This window comes from Ruegeria sp. YTSC199 (assembly GCF_059609725.1).
In genome coordinates, this window is sequence record NZ_JBXWMF010000016.1 from 78,403 (window position 1) to 101,976 (window position 23,574).

Here is a 23,574-nt window from a genome sequence, read left to right on the forward strand (position 1 = left end):
GAGAAGGGTTCAACCCGGATGCGGGGCCAAATACCCTTCGAAGGTCACATTGTCGGCAACCTCGCGCGCCTGTGCTTCTTGTTCGAGCGACCGCACTGTCCAGCACAGAATCGGCACGCCCCGCGCTTTCAATTCGGCCACGCGGGGGCGGGACAGGTCTGCGACCTCATGGCTGATGAAACTGGCGCCGACCCGGTCGAAATTGGGAATGTCACGCAGGTGATCGCAGACCTTCTGCGGCAACAGCTCGGCTTTGGGCTGATACGAGCACGTCACGATACCGCGTGGCAGATGCGGGGCAATACGCGCCAGTTCGGCCACAGAATTGGGGTTGAAGGACATCAGCGCCACCGGTCCGTCATAGCCTTGCAGCGCCCGCACTGCATCCGCCTCAAGCGGTCCGACATCGGCCCCCATCGCGCCGTCCTGATCCTTGAATTCGATCAGCAGTGGCACAGTGCCGCCCACCATCTCAAGCACCTCATCCAGCATCGGGATGCCATCATCCGCGTGCAGCAGCCGCGTGCCCTGCGCCTGTGCCGCCGAGACCTGCTGAATCGGGCCGGGCTGCCCGGTCAGACGCGTCATGTCATAGTCATGGAACACCATGGCCCGATTGTCCAAGCTCCGCTGCAGATCGATCTCGATCCCGTACCCGGCCTCGATCGCGGCCCGAATGGCCGCCCGGCTGTTTTCCGGGCGGTTGTCCGAGAGGTCATGCAGCGCCCTATGCGCGATCGGGGTCTGCAGGAACACGGAAGGAAGGGTAGGTGTCATTGGACCTCGAAGATACCTTCGATTTCGACGGCCACGCCCAGTGGCAGCGCGGCAGCACTGACGGCGGAACGGGAATGACGACCGGCATCGCCCAGCGCCTCGACCAGGAAATCGGAAGCACCGTTGATCACCTGCGGCTGCGCGGTGAAATCCGCGGTCGAGTTCACGAAACCGGTCAGCTTGATCACGCGCACCAGCTTGTCGATATCGCCGCCACAGGCCGCCTTGACCTGGGCCAACAGGTTGATGGCACAGATCTTTGCCGCCGCCGCTCCGGCCTCGACCCCCATGTCATCGCCCAGCTTGCCGGTGATCAGATCATCGTCTTTGGAAATCTGGCCCGATACATAAACAATGTTGCCGACCCGTACGAACGGTACGTAGTTTGCCGCCGGTGCCGGCGCGTCCGGCAAGGTGACGCCGAGGCTTTCCAGTTTCGCTGCGATGCTCATGAGGTTTCCTCCATATCCTGAGTCGCGGCGAAGCTAACCGGGAAGGTCAGGTTCGGAAAGACTGAAAACGGGGATGGACGTGCCCGAAAGGTGGGCGTAACTCTTCTTATTCCGGACAGTTGAAGCGGTGTCGCTTTACCTCGGCCCGTCGGACGAGTTAAACGCTATCTGTTTCATACTTGTATTGGAACGTATATGTTAACTCGGATTGGGCCGCGCAATGTGGCCATTGGCAGTATTGATTGATAATTCGGGCCAACGACCCCGAATGGTTTGGAGTGGCTAAGACCGTGTTGAGCAGATTCCGCCTGATACACCTGATCGTTCTGTCCCTGATGACAGTCCTAAGCGCCTGCGCCACGCGGCCGCCAGAGGGTGCGCCTTTGAATGAAGTGTTCGACCCCTACGAAAACACCAACCGGGGCATTCACAAATTCAATCTAGGCGTGGACAGGTTCCTGTTCCGCCCGGCCTCAAAAGGCTACGTGAAAATCGTGCCTGACCCAATGGTGACCAGCTTCAACCATTTTGCTGAAAACCTGACGATGCCGGGGCAAGCGCTGGACTACCTGCTGCAAGGCAATATCAAGCAATCCGGCAATGCGCTGCTGAGATTTGTGATCAACACGACGGTGGGTGGCGCAGGTCTGTCTGACCCCGCCGCCGAGCTGAACCTGCCACCGGTGGATACCGATTTCGGCGAAACCCTGCACGTTTGGGGCGTCGGCGAAGGCGCCTATGTCGAGTTGCCGTTCTATGGCCCCTCAACACAGCGGGATTCTATCGGCGTCATCGTCAACCTGTTCTCGAACCCAATCAATTTCTCTCCGGTCCGGCCGGTCGACAACATCGGCGTCTATGCCGAGGTTGTACGCCGGATGGGCGACCGGGGGCGGTTCTCGGACACCATCGATTCTATCCTGTATGAAAGCGCCGACAGCTACGCGCAGGCACAGACAATTTTCATCCAAAACCGTCGCTTCGAACTGGCACGGGATGATGAGGAAACCTATCTGGGTCTGTATGACGACCCCTATGCAGATACCGGAACCGACCCTGTCAGGGACCCCTATCTAGACCCTTACGAGGACCCATATGCAGAATAACCATTTGAACAGACGCGGTTTTATCGCCACCGGCTTGGCCGGTGCGATGCTGACCGCCTTTCCCGCCTTTGCCCAGACCGAAGCCAGCGCCAAAGCACTGGTTGTCAGTGTCGTGGACGATATCAACCGCGTGATCGCCTCGGGCAAATCCGAAAAAGCGATGATCCGCGATTTCGAGAAGATTTTCGTGCAATATGCGGATGTGCCGATCATGGCGCGTTACGTGCTGGGGGCGGATGGCCGCTCGGCCAGCCCGTCCCAGTTGCGGCAATTCACCAAGGCGTTTCAAGGCTATATCTCAAGCAAATACGGCCGTCGCTTCCGCGAATTCATCGGCGGTCAGGTGACCGTGCGCAATGCCCGCAAGATCAAGGCAGGCTATGAGGTGCGCACCTCGGTCAAGCTGCAGGGCTCGTCACCGTTCGAGGTGACCTTCCTTGTGTCGGACAAATCGGGCCGTGACAAGTTCTTCAACATGTTCATCGAAGGTGTGAATATGCTGCTGACCGAACGGACCGAAATCGGAGCGATGCTGGATGCACGGGGCGGAGACCTGAACCGTCTGATCAAGGACATGAACCGGAACAAGGTCGGCTAACCTAGTTTGCAGTTTGAAAAAGCGCCGCGCGATTGGGTTCGCGCGGCGCTTTTTTGTTAGTTTAAGCGCTCGCCGGTTTCCTTGGCAAAGTAGGACACTTTGCTCATGTCAAAGGCGAGGTTCAGCATCTTGCCTGCCTGCGCACTGGTTTCCGCGTGTAGACGCGCGGTGACCTGCTTGCCGCCCAGTTCCGAGACCACATAGGTGTCGGCCCCGGCTGGTTCGACCATATCGACCAGGCATTCAGCCTCTTGCACGCCAGCCCCGGCGCGGAACCCGGCCTCGGCAATATCTTCAGGACGCAGGCCAAGAATCACGTCCTTGGGCAACGACAGATCACGCGTATCTCTAAGCACCAGAGTCTCGCCCGTATCACGCGCGATGGCGATCTCTGTGCCCGAGCCATTCTTGGTTGCCTGCGCCGGGATCAGGTTCATCGCGGGCGAGCCCATGAAATCGGCGACAAACAGGTTGGCCGGGTTGTTGTAGATCTCGGCCGGGGTGCCAATCTGCTGCACGACACCGCCTTTCAGAACCACGATCTTGGTGGCCAGCGTCATCGCCTCGATCTGGTCGTGGGTCACATAGACGATGGACGCATCAAGCGTCTGGTGCAGCCTCTTGATCTCGGTCCGCATCTCGACCCGCAGCTTGGCGTCGAGATTCGACAGCGGCTCATCGAACAGGAACAGCTTGGGATCGCGCACCAGCGCCCGGCCCATCGCCACACGCTGACGCTGACCACCCGACAATTGGCTGGGGCGGCGGTTCAGCAGCGGTTCGATCTGAAGCAGCGAGGCGACCTCCTTCAGTTTCGCGTCTTGCGTGGCCTGATCGACGCCGCGGACCTTCATGCCAAAGGTGATGTTCTTGGCCACCGACATGGTCGGATAGAGCGCATAGGACTGAAACACCATCGCGATGTCGCGGTCCTTGGGGCTGACATGGGTCATATCATTTCCGCCAATGGACAGCGTACCGCCGGTGATCTCCTCCAGCCCCGCGATACAGTTCAGCAGAGTGGATTTGCCGCAACCCGAGGGGCCGACCAGGACCAGGAAATCACCCGGTTCGATCGAAATGTTGATGTCCTTCAGAATCTCAGTTGCGCCGTAATTCTTGTAGAGTTTGTTGATATCAAGGATGGGAGCCATGGGTCTTATCCCTTCACAGAGCCAGCGGTCAGGCCGCGGATGAAATACTTACCGGCAACGACATAGACGAGCAGCGTCGGCAGCCCCGCGATGATCGCGGCGGCCATGTCGACGTTGTATTCTTTGACGCCGGTGGTGGAGTTTACGATGTTGTTGAGCGCCACGGTCACAGGCTGTGTTCCCGCCTGGCTGAACGACACGCCGAACAGGAAGTCATTCCAGATCTGCGTGAACTGCCAGATCACGGTCACCACGATGATGGGCAGCGACAGCGGCAGGAAAATCGACCAGAAAATCCGCAGGAACCCGGCCCCGTCGACCCGGGCCGCCTTGGTCAGTTCGGACGGAATCGTGACATAGTAGTTGCGGAAGAACAGCGTGGTGAATCCGAGCCCGTAGATCACGTGGACAAAAATCAGACCCGGAATGGTCCCGGCAATTCCCATCATGCCCAGCAGACGTGCCATCGGCAGCAGCACGACCTGAAACGGGATGAAACAACCGAACAGCATCAGCGAGAAGATGATGTTGGCCCCTTTGAACCGCCACTGCGCCACGACATAGCCGTTCAGTGCGCCCAGCAAGGTCGAGATGGCCACCGCAGGCACCGCGATCAGGACCGAGTTCCAGAAATAGGGACGCAGACCTTCACACTGGATACCGGTACAGGCGCCGGACCATGCGGTTTTCCAGGCGTCAAAGCTGACCTCGCGGGGCAATGAGATCAGGCTGCCGGTGCGGATTTCCTCAAGGCTTTTCAGCGATGTGGTCAGCATCACGAATAGCGGCATCAGGTAATACAGCGCGAACAGGCCCAGCAGGGCATACAGCAGCCAGCGCAAGGCAATCTTGCCCGTAGCACTTTGGGTGCGGGTTTCGGTATGGGGCATCGACAGATCAGTCATTTTTAGCCCTCAGCTCTGAGTAAAGGTAAGGAACCACGATGGCAAAGACGACCAGCATCATGATCATCGCGGACGAGGCCGCCTGACCGATATCACCGCGCGAAAAGGCCATTGCATACATGTAGGTTGCCGGCAGATCGGTCGCGTAACCCGGACCGCCGCCCGTCAGGGCGATGACAAGGTCAAAGCTCTTGATCGCAAGGTGGGCCAGCACGATGAAGGCGGACAGGAAGATCGGGGCCATCGACGGGATGATGATCGCCGTATAGATGCGCCATGTGGGGATGCCATCGACCTGCGCGGCCTTGATGATCTCTCCGTCCACCGACCTCAGACCGGCCAGAAACAGCGCCATGACGAAGCCCGAGCTTTGCCAGATCGCGGCGATCACGATGGTGTAGATGGCGTAATCGGGGTTCACCAGCCAGTCGAACTCGAAATTTTTAAAGCCCCAACCCTGCACCATGGATTCAATGCCCAGACCCGGGTTCAAAATCCACTTCCACGCAGTACCGGTCACGATCATCGACAGCGCCATCGGGTACAGATAGATCGTCCGGATGGCCCCTTCGACGCGGATTTTCTGATCCAGCAGGATCGCCAGCAACAGACCCAGCACCATCGCGATCACAATGAACAGCGCGCCAAAGATATACAGGTTGTTGATCGCCGTATCCCAGCGGGGCGAGTCGAACAGGCGTTCATACTGGATGAACCCCTTGATCTCGTATTTCGGCAATAGTTTCGATCGTGTCAGTGACACCCAGGCCGTCCATCCGATAAAGCCGTAGACAAAGATCAATACGGCAATGAACGACGGTGCCAGCACCACCTTGGGCAGGTGGTTTTCCAGCCATTCGGACATTTTTTCCTCCGGGAGAAAAGAGGTTCCGCCCCGCAGTATAGGGGCAGAACCGGTTCGGATCAGTAGCTGTTTGCCACTGCGTCCGCCAGTTGCTGAACCGCGTCAGCCGAGGACATATCCGAGTTAAAATGCGCAGTCACAACGTCGGTGATCGCTCCGGCCTGCGCACCGCGCAGCGCCATACCGTGGGCATAGGACGGCAGCAGCGAGCCCGCGGCCGAGGTCGACCCCATGTCTTCTGCCGACAGGTTGGCGCAAATGTCGAAGTCATCCAGCGCCACGTCGGTCCGCGCCGGGATCGAGCCTTTGTTCAGGTTGAACACCTTCTGAAAACTCGGCCCAACGATCAGCTTGGCCAGCAAATCCTGACCGGCACGATTGTCGTCACCTTCCACGTTGAACATGGCAAAGCTATCGACGTTGTACAGATAGCCGTCGCCGGGGGTCGAGGCGCACAGGAAATCTTCGCCGGGTTTCTTTCCAGCCGCCAGGAATTCACCTTTGGCCCAGTCGCCCATGATCTGGAACGCGGCCTCGCCATTCATCACCATGGCAGTGGCAAGGTTCCAGTCGCGGCCCGAGAAGTTTTCGTCCACGTAACCGCGCAGCGTGCGCATCTGATCAAAGACCTGCACCATGGTGTCCGAGGTCAGCGCTTCGGGGTCCAGATCGACCAGCGCTTTCTGATAGAACTCAGGGCCGCCCAGACCCAGCACAACCGCTTCGAACACGGTGGCGTCCTGCCAGGACTGGCCGCCATGGGCCAGCGGGATCACACCGGCATCCATCAGCTTGACGGCAGCCGCATTGAATTCGTTCCAGGTGGTCGGCATTTCAATGCCATTGGCTGCCAGAACGTCCGCGTTGGCCCAGATCCAGTCCACCCGGTGCACGTTCACAGGGGCCGCGCACCATGTTCCTTCACACATCATGTGGCCCGCGATCGACGCTGGCAGTACGTCGGCCCAGCCTTCGGCTTCGGCCACGGCCGAGATATCGGCCAGAACGCCCTCTTCGTACCATTCCTGAATAGCAGGACCTTTCAACTGCACGGCAGTCGGCGGGTTTCCGGACAAGACCCGTGCGCGCAGCGCGGTCATCGCCGCGTCCCCTGCACCACCAGCAACCGGCATGTCGGTCCAGGTGCCACCGTTCGAAGCGAACTCTTCCTGCAACACGGCCACCGATTTGGCCTCACCACCCGACGTCCACCAATGCAGAACTTCCGCCTGTGGCTCGGCCACAACGGACGACGCGGCCGCGACAGCCAGCGTCGAAACAGTGGCAAATGCAAAACGATTCATTTCGTGTCTCCTCCCTGAGAACTTTGTGACTGCCGAAGCAGCGATCCCCGCCATACTGAGGCCCTGTCATCGCCTGGCAACGCGGAATCCGCGCCAAACCTTCCCCACCGTCCAAATATTCACCGCTTTTGTTACAGCGTGTTACGTTGACATTGAATCTGTTTCCGTTCGTTACAATGCATGGTGTCGGAGGAGCAGAAATTGGGAGGACAAGCCGCGTGAGCATTCCGCGACTTTTGGTGGTGGATGACGACCCCGAGATGCGGTCGATGATGACTCAGTTCCTGCAACAGAACGGGTTCATCGCCCTGCCTGCCAGTTCGGAAAACGAAATCCGATCGCACCTGACTGCAGGCCGGATCGACCTGATCCTGCTGGATGTGATGCTGGGGGATGAGAACGGGGTTGAGATCTGCGCTCGCCTGCGGGCCGAGCAGGATGTGCCGATTATTCTGGTCTCGGCCCTATCCGCCGATCATCAGCGTATGGCGGGCTATGAAGTCGGGGCCGACGACTATATCGCCAAACCGTTCAACCCCCGGCTGATGCTGGCGCGGGTCCGCGCGGTAATGCAACGCGCCCGGCGCACGCCCTCGCTGGCCTATCGCCGCCGTACGCGCAACTTTCGGTTCAACAACTGGACATACGACGGCAAGCGGGATGAGGTGCACTCACCCGAGGGCTATTTGGTGTCCCTGTCGCAACGGGAAACCTCCCTGCTCAAGGTCCTGCTGGCCAATCCGCATATCCCCCTGACCCGGGATGAGATCGCCGCTGCACTGGACGTCACCGGTAGCGCCGACAAACCCGAGGCACAGGGTCGTGCCATCGACATGTTGGTCGGGCGGTTGCGGTCAAAGATCGAGACCAACCCGAAAGACCCGCAAATGCTGCGGACCGAACGTGGCGTCGGCTATGTTTTTGCCGCTGAAGTGTCAGTGGAAGAGGACGCATGACAGCGCGTGCACCGCGCCTGCGCAGCCTGGGCTGGATCTGGACCGGGGCGGCTTTTGCCTCAGGCCTGTTGTCTGCAGGGTTATGGTTTTCCTCGGCCCGAGCCTGGGATGACTTTCTGACCCGCTCCTATGTTTCAGGCTTTGCCGTCTACGAAGAGTTGCGGGTCGGGATAACTCCTCCGCCCGGAGTTACGGTTACGTCCTTGTCGCCCGAAGCGGCGAAACTGGCCGATGCAGGTCAGTTCGAACAGTTACCCGGCCTGTCTGACCGCAGTTTTGTCACCAACCTTTCGATCCTGACCGATAATAATGCCCCTTTGGCCGGACGCGAACTGACGCTGGCGGTGATGTCGGATCGGCTGGTCTATCCGGTGTCGGATATCCTTTCACGCATTGATCAGACCGGGGCTGAGAAGATGGGCAACCTGACCCGCCTGCTGGCCACCTATTGCAGCGAACCGATCCTGATCGCCCGGTTCGGGCGCAATGACTGGCGACAGGTGGATGGCACCGATGTCTGGGGCTGCAAGGCCGCCCCCGCCGACCTGCGCCTGCCTGCCATTCTGGCTGCGGTCGTGGCGCTGGCGGTCATCCTGACCTCGGTCGGCAATGTCTCGGATACCTTCACCCGGTTTGCAGGCGCGCTGCGCGACCGCAAGCGCCGGGGTGGGCCGAACAGCTATGAAGCCGATGGTCCGGCGGAACTGCGCGAGATCGTTTCGGCGGTCAACGACCATCTGGACGCCGAGCGGGCGCAGCTGGAAAAGCGCGCCACCGTTCTATCTGGCGTCAGTCACGATCTGGGCACGCCCGCCACCCGGGTTCGCCTGCGGGCGGCACTGATCCCCGATGACGAACTGCGCGAAAAGCTAGAGGCGGATGTAGATCAGATGACCGGCATGATCGAAAGCGTGCTGACGTACACCCGCTCGGAACTAAGCGTTGAAGAACCGCGTCAAATTTCACTGACCGCGCTGGTCGAGTCTCTGGTCGCCGACTACCAGGACACGAACCGGCCGGTGTCATTGAGGAAAATTGCCCCGGTCGCGGTCGAGGGCGCGCCGTCGCTTTTCATGTCGCGACGTGGACACGGGTCGCTGCCGGAAACGCGACGGATGCTGGTCATGGGGCGGCCGATCTCGCTGAAACGCGCATTGACCAACCTGATCGACAACGCCCTGAAATATGGCCGCCATGCGGAGGTGCAGATGGAAACAGATGCCCGCACAGCCACCATCACCGTCGAGGACAAGGGGGCCGATCTCTCCGTTTCAGATATCGAGGCGCTGATGGCCCCGTTTCGCCGCGGGTCCAATATCGGGTCCTCGGACGGGTTCGGCCTTGGCCTGACCATTGTAGCCACGATTGCCGAACAGCATGGCGGCTCTCTCAGTTTCGAGGCCGGGGATCAGGGCCTGCGTGCGCGCCTGCAGATCACACGGCAGTAACCACTCTAGGTCATGTAACTGCGTACCAGTGCTCCGGCGATCAGCGACCAGCCATCCGCGATGACGAAAAACGCCAACTTGAACGGCAGCGATACGGTCGCGGGTGGCACCATCATCATCCCCATCGACATCAACACCGCCGCCACCACAAGATCAATGATCAGAAACGGCAAGAAGATCAGAAATCCGATCTGAAAGGCGCGGGCAATCTCGGACAGCATGAAGGACGGCATCAGGATCGACAGCGGTGCCTCGGGTGACAACGCGATAGCGTCGCCGCCGGGGCGCAGGGCTGCCATGGAATGAAACGTATCGGGGTCCAGCCGCGCAGCCATGAACGAGCGGAACGGCTGGATTGCAACTTCAAGCGCCGGCTCAACCTCCATCCTTTCTTCGACCATTGGCCGGATGCCGGTGGTCCACGCCTCGGTAAACACCGGCTCCATGATGAAATAGGTCAGGAACATCGCCAGGCTGACAATCAGCATGTTGGGCGGTGATTGCTGTAACCCTATGCCCTGCCGCAGGATCGCCAGGACGGTGATCAGAAACGGAAAACAGGTCACCATGATCGCCAGCCCCGGCGCGAGGCTGAGCACCGTGATCAACAGAATCAACTGAATGGTCCGCGCCGAGATTGAGCCGCCCTCTCCCAAAGACAGCGACAGATCCTGCGCCGCGGCAAGGGATGGGGACAGGGTAGCTAGCGCAACGACCAGCCAGAGAAAAACCCGCATCAACCGATCCCGTTTTGCAGATCCGCAATCTCGGTCAGGCGCACCGCCAGTTGCCCGGCCTGATCGCCCTCCATCTCTTCCAGCAGGCCACGGGCCACCAGTTGATCGCCGACATAAAGGTCAACCGGGTCCTCGATCCGCTTGTCCAGCGTCAGCAAGGTATTCTCCCCCATGTTCAAAAGATCGCGGATCAGGGGCCGTGCGCGGCCTACCGAGACTGTCACCTCGATCGGAACGGCCTCGAAGGGGTTGGCTTTTTCGGGTTTCGGGGTCTGGAAATCACTCATGGGTCACTGCCTCTTTGGCCTCAAATACAAATGCGTCGAATGCCCCGGCGACCGAGGCCAGCAGGCCGTTGCAATCCACTTCGCGCTGAGAGGTGCCGACTTGCATTCGGGCCTGCCCGGGCTCCAATGACGAGCCCTCGATCACACGGGTGGGAGAGGAAAGATCCTGCGGTAACAGGGCCTCAACCTCTCCCCCGCAACCTGTGGGCACGAAAATCTGCATTGGCTGGCCGATCTGTTCGCGCGCCATATCGGTCAGCTGTTCAACCAGCCGCGCAGCAAAGCCGCGATCCAAAGTCTCGGGCAGGACAACCTGTACCAGGCTTTGAAACATCGGCTCCAGCGACAGGGTCATCCGGGTGACGGCCTCGTGATAGGTAAAGGACATATCCTCAAGCGACTTGGCCAGTTCGGCGGAAACCTGTCCCCGGCTTTGTTCCTGCGCCTGAACTGCGTCTTCCCAACCGGCGCTGTAGCCTTGTTCAAACGCGGCCAGCCTTTGTTCTTCCAGCGTGTCCTCATCCAGTAGGTGCAGCTTGCCGCCCCCGGCCTGTAGGGTGAAATCCTCAAGAAGATGGGCAATCGACATCAGACACGCTCCTCACCTTCTTCGAGCCAACTGCGAAGGATCTCAACGGTTTCTTCCTGTTTGTCGCCGATCATCGCGCGCAAACGATCCACCGGATCAGCTCCCTGCTGTGCGACCAATGCCGGAACGTCGCTCGCAGGCGCCTGCCCCGGAAGTGATGCGAATTGACCGTTCTCGTCGGTTGCGATTTCACCGGTCAGATACGCCTCGGGCTCAGGAGTGGTACCGGCGGGCAGCAAAGCGGGCGCCATTGCCGATTTCGTCAGGATCGGACGGATCACGAACAGACCGAGCACCAGCGAAACAATCGCCAGAACCGCCATCTGGATCAGCGACATCGCGTCGAAATGAACCTTTTGCCAGATCGAAGCTGTGGCCATCGTACCCTGCGGTTCAACCACCGGAAGGTCCAAAGATTTCAGGGTAATGACATCCCCGCGCGCCTCGTCAAACCCAACAGCCGAGGCCACCAGCTCTTTTAGCGCGTCCATCTCGGCCTCGGGCATCGGCTCAAAGCTTTCGATCCCGGCGGCATCGACGTTTCGCGTGCCGTCGACCAGAACCGCCACGGTCAGTCGCTTGATTGCACCCGGCGCATTGTGCACCTCCAACTCGGTCTCGGAGACTTCATAGTTCACCCGTTCACGCGTCTGCGTCTCGTTGAAGTTCGACTCGTCACCGCCGGCACCATCGCCATCGGGCAAGTTCGACGCTACGGTGACATCAGCAGACTGGTTGCGGGCACTGTCGGACCGCTCCTCGATATCGGTGCTGATGGCAACACGGCCATTGGGGTCAATACGGCGTTCGCGTATGGACTCGGTCTTGGTCACCGTATCAACACTGACCTCAACCACCGCATTCCCGGCGCCAACGCGCGCCTCGACCAACCGCATCACCCGTTCACGCAGCTGTCTTGCCTTGTCATCTGCTGTGTCGGCAGTCACGGCCGTTTCTTGCGCCCCGATCACTGCTCCGTTCGAATCGACAACGGTGACATTCTCGGGCGCCAGGCCGCTGACTGCAGAGGCTACCAGAAACCGGATCGCCTTGGACTGATCGGACGTGACCTGGGCCCCCGACGGTACCAGATAAACCGAGGCCGTCGGCGCAACACTGCGTTGAAACGGGTTGGTCGACCCGTTGGCGATATGAACCCGCGCCTGGCTGACATGCGGACTGCCGACAATGGTCCGGGCCAGCTCACCTTCTTTTGCCCGCCAATAAGCGGCATCGAACATCTGCGACGTGGTGCCGAAGCCGCTGAGCGAATCCAGCAGTTCATATCCCTGATTGCCATTCGCGGGCAGACCCTCGCTGGCCAGGGTCATGCGCAGTTCATCCCGCTGCGAGCCGGGCACATAGATCGAACCGCCGCGTATCTCGTACGTAACCCCGCGCTGTTCCAGCGAGCGGACGATATCCCCTGCGGCGCCGCTTTCCAGCCCGGCATAGAGCAAGGTCATCGACGGTGCCGCCACCAGACGACACATCGCAAGGACGCCAAGAAACACCAGCACGACCGCACCGGCAATGATGATTTGTTTACGCTTGTCCAAACTTGCCCAGACAGTTCCGATCTGCTGCACGCTCACCTCCGAATCGCCGACATTCTGCCCGGCGCATCCCCTGTTTGGACGATTGCCCTTAACAATCGGTTAGTCCCTGCCGGGTTATGACGATTGCAGAACGGACAAATGAGGACGTCATGACTGACGCGACTGCAGAACAGGCGGAAGCCACGGAAAAGTCAGGGAAAAAAGAGCTGATCATCGGAGTGATTCTGGCCGTGGCCGGGGCAGCAGGCGGGTATTTCCTGACCACATCCGGAATGTTGCCTTTCGGCGGCAAACCCGCGGTGGAAGAGGCCAAGGAAAAGGGTAAGGACAAGCCGGTCAAGGCGTTGCCGCAAGTGGGTTTCATCGACCTGCCGCCGGTGATCGTGTCGGTGCACGCAGGCGAATCGCGGCATCTGAAATTTCACGCTCAGCTCGAGGTAAACAGCGAATACGCCGCCGATGTCGAGAAGATGAAACCGCGAATCATGGACATCCTGAACGGCTATCTGCGCGCGGTCGAAGTGACGGATCTTGAGGATTCGCTGGCCCTGATGCGCATCCGTGGACATCTGCTGCGGCGCATTGAAATCGTCGTCGGCGAGGGGCGCGTGCGCGATGTCCTCGTGATGGAATTCGTATTGAACTAGGAGGCGAAGTTGGAGCTGATTGCAGATATTTTGCTGGTCGCCGGCGCGCTGGGTGCGGGTCTTTATTGTTTCGTGCTGTCCCGGCGGCTTAAGCGGTTCACCGATCTGGAAAAAGGTGTTGGCGGCGCGGTTGCCGTGCTGTCGACTCAGGCCGATGAGCTGAAAAAGTCACTCGACGCGGCGCGTGAGGCGTCGGATCGGTCCGGTGAGGTGCTTAAAGAGCTGACGCAACGGGCGGAATCGGTTGCCCAACGCCTCGAATTGATGATGGCCTCCATGCATGACGTCGTTCCGCCCGAAGACGAGGCCGTAAAATCAGCGGAAACGGAACCTGCCAAGCCTCCAACGGAAACAACCGCAAAACCCGAGACGGATGCGGAAGCAACTGCGGCGGAACCGGAGGAAACAATTGAATCGAGCGAAGAAACAGCAGAGCCGAAAGACAATGTTGAAGCGGCAGATCAGCCCACAGATCCGGAAGACACCGCTAACGCGACCGAAAAGCCCACAGAGCCGGAAACCGAAACACTTGCCACAACTCCGGTCAAGCGGCCCGATGGCTTGATGTTCTTCCGGCACGACCGTTCTCGGGGTGAGGCTGCGACATGACCCGCAAGCCAACCGAAAAACGCCCAAAGAGCGGCGTGCTGACGGTCATCTCGTTGCTGATGATCGGATCCGCCGCGATTCGCATTGGATTGGAGGCTGGTCCCGCACTGGCAAAAGGCGCCGAGCCTTCATTGCCCGAAGCCAAGCAGGCGCGGGCCGAATTGCCCGGGGCACAGGTTTTGCTGACCGAGTTGCTGCACAGGGAAGATGCGCTGGAACAGCGCGAGGCGGCAGTTCTGGACAAGGAAAAAGCGCTGGCCATTGCCGACGAGGCGATCGAAACACGCCTGGTTGCGCTGCAAGATGCTGAAGCAGCCCTGCGCGAAACGCTCGCCACTGCCGAAAAAGCCGCCGAAACCGACCTGACTCGCCTGACCGATGTTTATCAAAGCATGAAACCCAAAGACGCCGCCGCGTTGTTTGAGGCGATGGACCCGAGCTTTGCCGCTGGCTTTCTGTCGCGGATGCCACCGGATGCGGCTGCAGGCGTTCTGGCCGGGCTGAGCCCCGAGGCTGCCTATACAATCAGTGTCATTATGGCTGGCCGTAACGCCGCGACGCCGCAGGAATAGCATTTCAACCCCGCAGAGAACTTTGCTGGAGACCACCCATGATCGGATTAATCGGAATTGTCGTCATTTTCGCCATGGTGTTCGGCGGCTATCTGGCTGCAGGCGGCAAGATGGCCATCATTATGAAATCGCTGCCTTTTGAGATGATGATGATCGGCGGCGCTGCTGTGGGGGCCTTTCTGATCAGCAACGACATGAGCGCTGTCAAACATACCGCCAAGGATATGGGCAAAGTTTTCAAAGGTCCGAAATGGAAGCCCGAAGATTACCGCGACCTGCTGTGCCTGCTATTTTCGCTGATCCGCATCGCCAAGGCCAACCCGGTCGAGGTCGAGCAACACATAGAAGAACCGGAAAACTCGTCGCTGTTCTCGGCCTACCCGAAAATTCAGGCTGACAAAGAAGCGATCGACCTGATCTGCGACACGATGCGGTCCGCATCGATGAATTATGACGATCCGCATCAGGTAGAAGAAGTGCTCGAAAAGCGGATGGAGGCGAATTTTCACCACGCCATGCATTCCAGCCACGCCCTGCAAACGGTTGCGGATGGCCTTCCCGCCTTGGGCATCGTGGCGGCGGTTCTGGGGGTGATCAAAACGATGGGCTCGATTGACCAGCCGCCGGAAGTGTTGGGAAAACTGATTGGCGGTGCGCTGGTAGGGACCTTTCTGGGCGTTTTCCTGGCCTATGGTTTGGTTGGCCCCTTCGCGGGCAAGCTGAAGGCAGTGGTGGAGGAGGACAACCATTTCTACCAACTGATCAAAGAGGTTCTGGTCGCCAACCTGCACAACCACAACGCCGCCATGTGTATTGAAGTCGGGCGTCAGAACACACCGACCCATAACCGCCCGGGTTTCACTGAGCTTGAAGAGGCGTTGAAAGAACTAAAACAGGCCGCGGCATGACCCGGTTCGCGATCTTAGCCTCCGCACTGATCGCAGCGACCACCGGTGCCGCCGCGCGGGAAGTGACCGTGCGCTCGGGCGAGCATGACGGGTACACCAGACTGGTTGTCCAGGTTCCGCAAAACACCGACTGGGTTTTGAAACAGACTAAGAACGGTGCACGCCTGAACGTCGCGCTGGAGGAGGTGGCGTTTCAGACAGGGGCGGTGTTTCAACGCCTGACCCAGAATCGCCTGGCCGCCCTTTCGCAGGCTGAACCCGGTGCTCCCCTTGAGCTGGAGTTTGGCTGTGACTGTGTCGCCTCGGCCTTTTTGTTCCAAAACACGATGATCGTGGTGGATATCGCGCCGGGCACCTATCTGCCGCCGCTTACCAGCGACATTCCTGCCCCGGTCCCGCCCAAAGCCCCCGAGCACGACAAGACGCCAGTTCGCGATCAGACTATTGCTGCGTTGGAATTGCCTTTGTTGAACCTGAACGCGAGCGGCTTCGAAGACCAGCTTGCAGCGCGTCTTTTGCAGGGTGCTGACCGCGGCATTGTAGATCTGAACATTGCCCCTGTTGGGCCACGGGCCTCTATTGGCAACCAAAGACTGCTCATGCCATCTGACGTGGAATTGAACGTCCAGGTGACCTCAATTCTGGGCGACCTGAACGGGCTTTTGGGTCCGGATGTGCCACAGCTGGAACGTCGCCCCCCCTGCGTGTCCAGCGCCGAGCTGGCCTTTGGCGATTGGTCCGATGAACGCCCGTTTGCCGAACAGGCTGCGCAGTTGAGGGCGAGTCTGTTTCAGGAATTCGACACCATCGACAAGACCCGCACGCTGCAACTGGCGAAGCTTTACGCCTATTCCGGGTTCGGTGCCGAAGCCATCAGCGCGCTGGATTTGTTGGGCGAGCGGTCCCTGGAAACCGAACGAATCGCCGCCATTGCCCTCATTCTGGATGATAGGCCGCTGACCGGATCGAACCCGTTTTCGGGCCTTCAGCGTTGCGATAGCGATGCCGCTTTGTGGGCGGTCCTGACCGAAGGCAACCTGCGGGATGACGCCAATCTGGTGGCGATCGAACAGACTTTTGCACGCCTGCCGGATCACCTGCGCCGCTATGTCGGACCGATGTTGTCGGACATTCTGGTGGACGGGCAGAAATTGGAGGCCGCCCGGCGCATCTTGCGCTCGGTGGACCGTGTTGAAACTCAGACCAGCGCCGACACCACACAGGCCAAGGCAAAAATCGCAACAGCCGAGCAAGATGCCTCCCGAGCCGAGGCCTTGCTGAGCGAAGTGATCGAGGCCCCGGATGCCACGCTTGAAGCTCCGCTGGCGCTGGCTCAGCTGGTTGACAAACGTTGGCTGGAACGCGGCGCGGTCTCACCGCAAGAGCTGGAACTGGCGGAATCCTACACGGTCGAGTTTCGCCGGTCAGATATCGGCCCGAAGACGCAACAAACGCACGCAGTTGCACTGAGCTTGGGACAGGAATTCGACGCGGCGCTGGACGTGGTGACAGAACTGTCAAAGGGTGACGACTCTACGGAAACGCTCAACCGGGTGGTGTTTGTTCTGACCGAACGAGCCGACGATACCACCTTTTTGCGACGCGTCCTGAGCCTGGCGTACGCTCAGACACAAGGGCTGACAACCGATGCGGCAATCGTCGTTGCAGACCGGCTGGCCAAGCTGGGCTTTGCAAGGCAGGCGCAGGCCTTGGCGAAACGTCCTCAGGACAGGCTCAAACGTGGTGAACGGGCCCGGTTGCGGGCGAAGGCGGCGCTGCTGGCCCGGCGCCCGCATCAGGCAATGCTGGAACTGGCCGAAGATTCCACCGAAGAGGCTGTTTCACTGCGGGCCGCCGCCCTGCAAGCGGCGGGTGATTTCGCGGCGGCTGGCGACCTGATGCGCGCCGTAGGTCACACAGATGAAGCAAACCGGTTGTTCTGGCTGGCCGATCTGACGGAGAAGGTCGAGCGAGATAGCGGGACGAAGTTCAGCCGCGTTGCGAAAGCGACCCGGGACCTTTCGGTCGCGCCGACACGCGTGTCTGAAAAACCATTAGCCGATGCGGAGGCCCTGTTGCAGGACAGCGCGGTCGCCCGACAGAGGGTTGCTGATCTTTTCGAGGCTTTGAAAGAAGAGTGATACAGGCTCTAACACTACAAAAACTTGGCCCCAGGACGTGTGCGACCCGGATCTGTGGTCGAAAACGCAATCTTCATGGGCCAAAAACAAATGGTGACAAATCGGAGTAACGGGAGTCCGGGGCGACCCAGCCCAGAATGACATTGCGGATCGCCTCGGCGCGCGACACCCCGATGGCCGGGGTCGCGAACTCCATATATTTGGCGATCACTTCATCCCGGCTGATCGGTGCCTCGGGACCGCCACGGGCGTGAATGTCTCCGGATTTCCAAACCCGCCCATCGGTGGTTGTGATGCTGACATCCGCCCAGCGACCTTCGGGGAATCGGGCGTTGTGGCGCTCATTCTCTGTCACCTGGATGCGCGCCATAAGTTCCGCCACTTCCGGATCAGTCAGACCGGTGCCGGATATGTGCTCTACGCCGATCCGTCCGTGAATAGCCTGCACAGCCACGGCAAAGGGCAGAGAATACTGGGCCTGAGACGTCGTGCTCGGCATCCCGGCATACAGACAGGCCGCCTGATGGAAACTGTTGATCTGAATGGATTGAATCTGGTCGTGGGACAGGGTGTTGTCCCGCATCACTGCCCGGACGCCATCAATCGCCGCATGCGCCCATCGGCAGATGGGATAGGGTTTCACGTATTGATGCTCGATTTGCCAGAACTGCCCCAGATCGGCCCAATGAGGGGCGGCAGCTTCAGCTTCGATTGTGATGGCGGGCGCCCCGGTAAAGCCGCGCTCGGCCAGAATGGCAGCGGAAATGCCAACCAGCGCGCCCCAGCCAGAGCCGTCATGCAGCATAGTGGGGTTGGCAATCTCGCGCATCATCTGGCTGCGCGGGCCGTGGTACTCGGCAATCCCCATCGCCTGCCGCATCTGCTCGGTTGTGAAACCGCGCAACCGCGCCGCCATCGCCACGACGCCCAGCGCGTTCCACGCGCCCGAGGTGTGGTAGTCGCTGACCGAGGCGTGCAACGACAACCCGGCACGACCGGCAATTTCATAGCCGGTGATAACGGCGGCCAAAGCTTCGGGTCCGGTCAGGTCGGGGCGATGTTCGGCCAGGGCGATCAACGCAGGCAAAACCACAACCCCGATATGCCCTTTGGTTGGGTTGTACCCGTCATGCCCGTCAAGATTGTCGGTCTGGGTTGCAGCTGCATAGGCCGCTCCTGCCACGCTGACCGGGCGACCATCGAACATCATCCGCGCGCTAAAGGCCGGATCGGAACTGGCAAAGAGCAGCGCCGCCGTGTCGCGCGCGATCACCCCTGCCTCCATCGGACCGGAGGCGATCAGGATGCCCATCGTGTCCAGCATCATCAGCGCCGCAGCCTCTCTGGCGCTGTCGGGCATCTGGTCGGCCGGGCGGTTCAGGGTGAAATCGGCAACACGCGTGAAAATATCTGTCATGAGGCCGCCTCCATCACCGGTTGGATGTCGCGCAACCTGTAACCTTTGGGATCAAAGGGCGGTTCCGCAAGGATTCTGGCCATGTGCGGCTTGCCAAGAATGAAAATCTCGACCGTATCGCCCGGACCTGCCACCTTGGCGTCGGCATATCCGATGGCCAAGGACTTATCCACAGAATAGCCAAATGCACCCGAGGTCACGCGGCCAACGGGGGTGCCGTCGGGGGTAAAGATCGGCTCACCACCTGAGGCATCCGCCACATCGGCGTCAACCTCGAAGATCGACAGAACTTCGCGCGGTGGATTGTCCTTGATGGCCAGATAGGCCTCCTTGTGCAGGAACGCCTTGTCCAGCTTGACCAGCCCTGCCAGCCCGACCTCCTGCGGCCAGTATTCCTGAGAATATTCGCGACCCCAGGACCCGTAACCCTTTTCGATGCGCAGCGACCCCAGCGCGCGGCCGCCGGCGGGTCCGCCGTTGAACGCCTTTGCAGCCTCCAAAAGCGCGGAATAGAGCCTGATTTGGTCTTCTTCGGCACAATGCAACTCCCACCCCAGATCGCCGGTAAAGCTGACGCGGATGGCCAGACAGGTGACCCCGGCAACCTCAATCGTGCGGGACCGCATGAACCGGAAGCCCTCGTTGCTCAGGTCTGCATTGGTCAGTCGCTGCAGCAGGTCGCGGGATTTCGGCCCGGCTACGTTGAAACCTGCGATGCGGTCGGTAGCGACCTCAAAGGTGGTACCCTCGGGCAGGTCGACCATGTTGAAAAAACGCTGATGATAGCGCTCGGCCATGCCCGAGCCGATTATCATGTATTTGTTGTCTGCAACCTTGGTGACGGTAAAATCCCCTGCAACGCCTCCACGGACCGAGATCAGCGGGGTCAGGCAGGATCGCCCAACCTCGGTCGGCACCCGGTTGGCAACCAGACGGTCCAGCCAATCATAGGCCCCCGGTCCTCTGATCACATAATTGGCGAAGTTCGAAATATCGATCACGCCCACATGATCGCGCAGCATCTGCACCTCGCGCCCAACCGGTTCCCACCAGTTCTGACGAGTGAAACCGTTGGTTTCCACCACGCCGGGCTGATCGGCGAACCACAGCGGATGCTCCCAACCGCAGTTCAGGCCAAAGACGCCGCCAATGTCTTTCTGCATCTGGTAGGCCGGGCGCACGCGGGCGGGACGGCCAGCGCTGCGTTCTTCGTTTGGAAAGTGGATGGCGAAGCGGTGTGTATAGACGTCCTCTACGCGCGCCTTGGTGAAGGTCTTGTCAGCCCAATCGCCAAACCGCGCCAGATCCCAGGCGAACATGTCATATTGCGGTTCACCCTCGATCATCCATTGCGCTGACAACAGCCCGAGGCCGCCCGATTGCGAAAAGCCGGGGATGATACCGGTACAACAGAAGTAGTTTTTCAACTCCGGCACCGGTCCCCAGATCGCGTTGGAATCCGGAGACCAGATCATCGGCCCGTTAATAACCCGCTTGACGCCAGCGGTCGCAGCCACCGGCACACGTTCGGTGGCGCGGATGACGTTCTCCATTATGCGATCCAGATCGTCGGGGAACAGGTCATGGGCAAAATCCAGCGGTGTGCCGTTTTCAGCCCAGAACCGCATGTCTTTCTCATAGGCGCCGATCAGCAGGCCGTTGCCTTCCTGTCTGAAGTAATACTCGCCATCCCGGTCGGCGATCGAGGGCAGACGGCGACCCAGATTGGCAACTTCATCGATTGCCTCGGTTACGAAATACTGATGTTCGGTCGGTTGCAATGGCAGTTCGATCCCGGCCAGCGCCGCGACTTCGCGCCCCCACAGGCCACCGGCATTGACCACCCATTGCGTGTGGATATCGCCCTTTTCGGTGCGCACAAGCCACGAGCCATCGGGTTGATGTTCAGTCCCTATTACAGGGCAAAACCGCTCAATCGTGGCCCCCATCGCCCGCGCGCCGGCGGCATAGGCGTGGGTCACGCCCGAAGGATCGACATTGCCGCCATCAGGTTCGAACATGATGCAGCGGATGTCGTCGAACTGCGCCAGCGGGTGCAATTCCATCGCCTGCTCACGGCTGACCTCATAGAAGTTCAGGCCGTAGAACTTCGCCTTGGCTTCCTGCAAGCGCAACTGGTGTTCGCGATCCTCGGTCTGCGCCAGATAGAGTGAACCGGACTGGAACACACCACAACCCTGCCCGGTTTCCTTCTCCAGCTCTTTATACAGGTTCATCGTATAATGCTGGATGCGGGTGATGTTGTTGTTGTCGTGCAACCCGTGGATATTGGCCGCCGCATGCCAGGTCGAGCCCGAAGTCAGTTCATCACGTTCCAGCAGAACCACGTCGGTCCAGCCGAGCTTGGCCAGATGGTATAGGATCGAGCAACCGACAAGGCCGCCTCCGATCACAACGGCCTGAGCGTGGGTTTTCATGGGCTGACCTCCTGCTTGCGGGCTAAGCGCTTGTTGGAAAGTCAGCCACAGGTCAGGAACAGCTTATGCTCTGTTCCCGACGCGAAATGTCGGGAACAGAGCTTGGATCGCCGGTTTTGATTAGTAGGGCGCCTCGACATCATTCATCGAGACGTAAACCGTTTTCATCTCGCTGAAATGATTGATCGCCAGTTTCGAGTTCTCGCGACCAACGCCCGACATCTTGGACCCGCCGAACGGCGCCTCAACCGGAGCGAGGTTGTAGGTGTTGATATAGCAGGTACCCGCCTCGAAGCCGGCCACGATGCGGTGGGCACGGGTCAGGTCGTTGGTGAAGACGCCTGCGGCCAGACCGAATTCGGTATCATTGGCACGAGCCATAACTTCTTCCTCGGTGTCGAAATCCAGCACCGACATGACGGGGCCGAAGATTTCTTCACGCGCGATGGTCATGTCGTCGGTGACGTCGGCAAAGACGGTAGGCTGCATGTAGAAGCCGTCGCCGTCGATCCGATCGCCGCCGTATACCAGACGTGCGCCCTCGGCCTTGCCTTTCTCGATATAGCCCAACGCGATGTTCATCTGGTTTTCGCTGACCATGGGGCCAAAATTGACCTCTTCATCCAGGGGATCGCCGATCTTTGCGGTCGCCAGACGCTCGGCCAGGCGTGAAAGGAAGGCTTCTTTAATGCCTTTCTGGACGAAAACACGGGTGCCGTTCGAACATACCTGACCCGAAGAATAGAAGTTGCCCAGAATCGCGCCGGAAACAGCGTTTTCGATATCGGCGTCGTCGAACACGATCATCGGGGACTTGCCGCCCAGTTCCATGGTCACGTGCTTCATGCCGTCCGCTGCAGCAGCATAGACTTTACGGCCCGTCGGAACCGACCCCGTCAGCGAGACCTTGGCCACGCGCGAGTCGGTCACCAGCGACGCACCGACGTCGCCATAGCCCTGCACCACGTTATAGACGCCTTTGGGCGCTCCGGCTTCGATCAGGATTTCGGCCACGTGCAGCGCCGACAGAGGCGTGGTTTCGGACGGTTTGAACACCATCGTGTTGCCACAGGCCAGCGCAGGCGCGCCTTTCCAGCAGGCGATCTGGGTCGGATAGTTCCAGGCACCGATCCCAACACAGACGCCCAGCGCCTCGCGGATCGTGTATACAAAGTCGCCGCCACCCAGCGGGATATGCTCACCGGTCAGTGAGGCTGTCAGACCGCCGAAATACTCCAACGCATCCGCGCCACTGGTCGCATCAGCCACCAGTGTTTCCTGCAGGGGTTTACCGGTATCGTGGGTTTCCAGGATCGACAGGTCATAATTGCGCTCGCGCATGATGTCGGCGGCACGACGCAGTACGCGGCCGCGCTCGGTTCCGGACATGGCCGCCCACTCGGCTTGAGCGTTTTTTGCGCTGATTAGAGCCTGATTCACAATCTCGGGTGTTGCAGAATGCAGCCGCGCGATGACCTCGCCAGTGGCCGGGTAAATGACGTCGATTGGGGCGCCATTGGTGTCTTCGACATATTCACCATTGATGAAATGGCTTGCCTTGGGCTGAAACTTCATGCCGCATCCTTTTCTGACTGGAGGCCCCCCCTTGAAGCCGAAGGGAGTGCGTTTTTTGCGGACTTACAGGTTATTGATTGGCCAGTCAATAAAACCTGTACCTGGCAAAATCCTGCCGAGTCCACACCGTCCCCCTTGAAATTTTTGGTTAATGTTCCACTTATGTTCTATATAGTCAGAGGAACATCCGATGGCCCAATATCAGCGAAGCTCTGCCCCAAGCGGCCCGTCAAACGATTATCACCTGTTGCCCGTCACGGACCGGCAGATGCGCTATGCCCGCGCCATTGCCGAACGGTCAGCACTGGAAATCCCGGTCGAGGCACAACGGGACCGCAAGTTGCTGTCCGACTGGATCTCGGCGCACAAACCTGCCGCAACTTCCCCGTTTGACAACTATCCGACGGGCAAACAAGTCGCCTTTGCCGAGCGCATTTCACGCAGCAAACGTCGCCCGATCCCGTCCGAGTGTTTTCGGGACAAACAGATGATGTCGCGCTGGATCGATCAGAACAAATAGGCTGAACGCA

Annotated in this window: 23 protein-coding genes; 10 read left to right on the forward strand and 13 right to left on the reverse strand. The window is 59.7% G+C overall.

Annotated features, from left to right (window positions below; translation table 11 throughout):
* Positions 1-9 precede the first annotated feature (9 nt).
* Both AC2FEE_RS15955 and AC2FEE_RS15960 read right to left on the reverse strand, forming a co-directional pair.
* A complete protein-coding gene (locus AC2FEE_RS15955) occupies positions 10-777 on the reverse strand; it encodes a glycerophosphodiester phosphodiesterase family protein (RefSeq protein WP_496866316.1) in 768 nt (255 codons plus the stop codon).
* Entirely contained in the window at positions 774-1,229 is a 456-nt protein-coding gene (locus tag AC2FEE_RS15960) for a RidA family protein (protein WP_496866317.1), read from the reverse strand. Before AC2FEE_RS15960 ends, AC2FEE_RS15955 begins: the two co-directional genes overlap by 4 nt.
* A 335-nt stretch (positions 1,230-1,564) precedes the next feature.
* Here AC2FEE_RS15960 and AC2FEE_RS15965 point away from each other — a divergent pair, with 335 nt between their 5' ends.
* Together AC2FEE_RS15965 and AC2FEE_RS15970 are read left to right on the forward strand one after the other, a co-directional pair.
* A complete protein-coding gene (locus tag AC2FEE_RS15965; protein WP_496866362.1) occupies positions 1,565-2,335 on the forward strand; it encodes an MlaA family lipoprotein in 771 nt (256 codons plus the stop codon).
* A complete protein-coding gene (locus AC2FEE_RS15970) occupies positions 2,325-2,933 on the forward strand; it encodes an MlaC/ttg2D family ABC transporter substrate-binding protein (RefSeq protein ID WP_496866318.1) in 609 nt (202 codons plus the stop codon). Before AC2FEE_RS15965 ends, AC2FEE_RS15970 begins: the two co-directional genes overlap by 11 nt.
* Positions 2,934-2,989: 56 nt before the next feature.
* On the opposite strand, the gene AC2FEE_RS15975 is transcribed toward AC2FEE_RS15970, so the two are convergent.
* From AC2FEE_RS15975 to AC2FEE_RS15990, 4 genes are read right to left on the reverse strand one after another with little or no spacing between them, the layout of a single operon-like run.
* Positions 2,990-4,087, reverse strand: coding sequence for an ABC transporter ATP-binding protein (locus AC2FEE_RS15975; protein WP_496866319.1), 1,098 nt, complete (start codon positions 4,085-4,087; stop codon positions 2,990-2,992).
* Between the two features lie 5 nt (positions 4,088-4,092).
* Entirely contained in the window at positions 4,093-4,992 is a 900-nt protein-coding gene (locus AC2FEE_RS15980; protein ID WP_496866320.1) for a carbohydrate ABC transporter permease, read from the reverse strand.
* Positions 4,985-5,857 (reverse strand): carbohydrate ABC transporter permease, encoded by an 873-nt coding sequence (locus AC2FEE_RS15985; RefSeq protein ID WP_496866321.1) that lies wholly within the window; start codon positions 5,855-5,857, stop codon positions 4,985-4,987. The genes AC2FEE_RS15980 and AC2FEE_RS15985 overlap by 8 nt, the downstream gene beginning before the upstream one ends.
* A 59-nt stretch (positions 5,858-5,916) precedes the next feature.
* Positions 5,917-7,161, reverse strand: coding sequence for an ABC transporter substrate-binding protein (locus tag AC2FEE_RS15990; RefSeq protein ID WP_496866322.1), 1,245 nt, complete (start codon positions 7,159-7,161; stop codon positions 5,917-5,919).
* Between the two features lie 218 nt (positions 7,162-7,379).
* Here AC2FEE_RS15990 and AC2FEE_RS15995 point away from each other — a divergent pair, with 218 nt between their 5' ends.
* Positions 7,380-8,117: a response regulator transcription factor gene (locus tag AC2FEE_RS15995; protein ID WP_496866323.1), complete on the forward strand. Its 738-nt coding sequence runs from the start codon at positions 7,380-7,382 to the stop codon at positions 8,115-8,117.
* Entirely contained in the window at positions 8,114-9,565 is a 1,452-nt protein-coding gene (locus tag AC2FEE_RS16000; protein WP_496866324.1) for a sensor histidine kinase, read from the forward strand. The genes AC2FEE_RS15995 and AC2FEE_RS16000 overlap by 4 nt, the downstream gene beginning before the upstream one ends.
* Positions 9,566-9,570: 5 nt before the next feature.
* Here the strand turns inward: AC2FEE_RS16000 and fliP are convergent, their stop codons facing one another.
* The 4 genes from fliP to fliF are packed head-to-tail and all read right to left on the reverse strand — an operon-like array spanning position 9,571 to position 12,767.
* Entirely contained in the window at positions 9,571-10,302 is a 732-nt protein-coding gene (fliP, locus tag AC2FEE_RS16005) for a flagellar type III secretion system pore protein FliP (protein ID WP_496866325.1), read from the reverse strand.
* Positions 10,302-10,589: a FliM/FliN family flagellar motor switch protein gene (locus tag AC2FEE_RS16010; protein WP_496866326.1), complete on the reverse strand. Its 288-nt coding sequence runs from the start codon at positions 10,587-10,589 to the stop codon at positions 10,302-10,304. The genes fliP and AC2FEE_RS16010 overlap by 1 nt, the downstream gene beginning before the upstream one ends.
* On the reverse strand, positions 10,582-11,178 hold the full coding sequence (locus tag AC2FEE_RS16015; RefSeq protein ID WP_496866327.1) for an ABC transporter ATP-binding protein: 597 nt from the start codon (positions 11,176-11,178) through the stop codon (positions 10,582-10,584). Before AC2FEE_RS16015 ends, AC2FEE_RS16010 begins: the two co-directional genes overlap by 8 nt.
* Positions 11,178-12,767, reverse strand: coding sequence for a flagellar basal-body MS-ring/collar protein FliF (fliF, locus tag AC2FEE_RS16020; protein ID WP_496866328.1), 1,590 nt, complete (start codon positions 12,765-12,767; stop codon positions 11,178-11,180). Before fliF ends, AC2FEE_RS16015 begins: the two co-directional genes overlap by 1 nt.
* Before the next feature lie 119 nt (positions 12,768-12,886).
* Here fliF and AC2FEE_RS16025 point away from each other — a divergent pair, with 119 nt between their 5' ends.
* From AC2FEE_RS16025 to AC2FEE_RS16045, 5 genes are read left to right on the forward strand one after another with little or no spacing between them, the layout of a single operon-like run.
* The gene (locus AC2FEE_RS16025; protein ID WP_496866329.1) at positions 12,887-13,384 is read left to right on the forward strand and encodes a flagellar basal body-associated FliL family protein; all 498 of its coding nucleotides are present in this window, start codon (positions 12,887-12,889) and stop codon (positions 13,382-13,384) included.
* 9 nt (positions 13,385-13,393) lie between these two features.
* Positions 13,394-13,993 (forward strand): hypothetical protein, encoded by a 600-nt coding sequence (locus AC2FEE_RS16030; protein WP_496866330.1) that lies wholly within the window; start codon positions 13,394-13,396, stop codon positions 13,991-13,993.
* Positions 13,990-14,565 carry a MotE family protein gene (locus AC2FEE_RS16035; protein WP_496866331.1) on the forward strand — a complete coding sequence of 192 codons (576 nt, stop codon included), beginning with the start codon at positions 13,990-13,992 and terminating at the stop codon, positions 14,563-14,565. The genes AC2FEE_RS16030 and AC2FEE_RS16035 overlap by 4 nt, the downstream gene beginning before the upstream one ends.
* A 38-nt stretch (positions 14,566-14,603) precedes the next feature.
* Complete coding sequence (gene motA / locus AC2FEE_RS16040; protein ID WP_496866332.1) at positions 14,604-15,473, forward strand: flagellar motor stator protein MotA; 870 nt, start codon at positions 14,604-14,606, stop codon at positions 15,471-15,473.
* Positions 15,470-17,614: a hypothetical protein gene (locus AC2FEE_RS16045; RefSeq protein WP_496866333.1), complete on the forward strand. Its 2,145-nt coding sequence runs from the start codon at positions 15,470-15,472 to the stop codon at positions 17,612-17,614. Before motA ends, AC2FEE_RS16045 begins: the two co-directional genes overlap by 4 nt.
* Before the next feature lie 73 nt (positions 17,615-17,687).
* On the opposite strand, the gene AC2FEE_RS16050 is transcribed toward AC2FEE_RS16045, so the two are convergent.
* From AC2FEE_RS16050 to betB, 3 genes are all read right to left on the reverse strand, one after another.
* Complete coding sequence (locus tag AC2FEE_RS16050; protein WP_496866334.1) at positions 17,688-19,031, reverse strand: MmgE/PrpD family protein; 1,344 nt, start codon at positions 19,029-19,031, stop codon at positions 17,688-17,690.
* Positions 19,028-21,469 (reverse strand): GcvT family protein, encoded by a 2,442-nt coding sequence (locus tag AC2FEE_RS16055; protein WP_496866335.1) that lies wholly within the window; start codon positions 21,467-21,469, stop codon positions 19,028-19,030. Before AC2FEE_RS16055 ends, AC2FEE_RS16050 begins: the two co-directional genes overlap by 4 nt.
* 120 nt (positions 21,470-21,589) lie before the next feature.
* Positions 21,590-23,044, reverse strand: a complete 1,455-nt coding sequence (betB, locus tag AC2FEE_RS16060; RefSeq protein WP_496866336.1) for a betaine-aldehyde dehydrogenase — start codon at positions 23,042-23,044, stop codon at positions 21,590-21,592.
* A 190-nt stretch (positions 23,045-23,234) separates the two neighbouring features.
* On the opposite strand from betB, the gene AC2FEE_RS16065 reads away from it, so the two are divergent.
* Positions 23,235-23,564 (forward strand): hypothetical protein, encoded by a 330-nt coding sequence (locus AC2FEE_RS16065; protein WP_496866337.1) that lies wholly within the window; start codon positions 23,235-23,237, stop codon positions 23,562-23,564.
* Positions 23,565-23,574 lie beyond the last annotated feature (10 nt).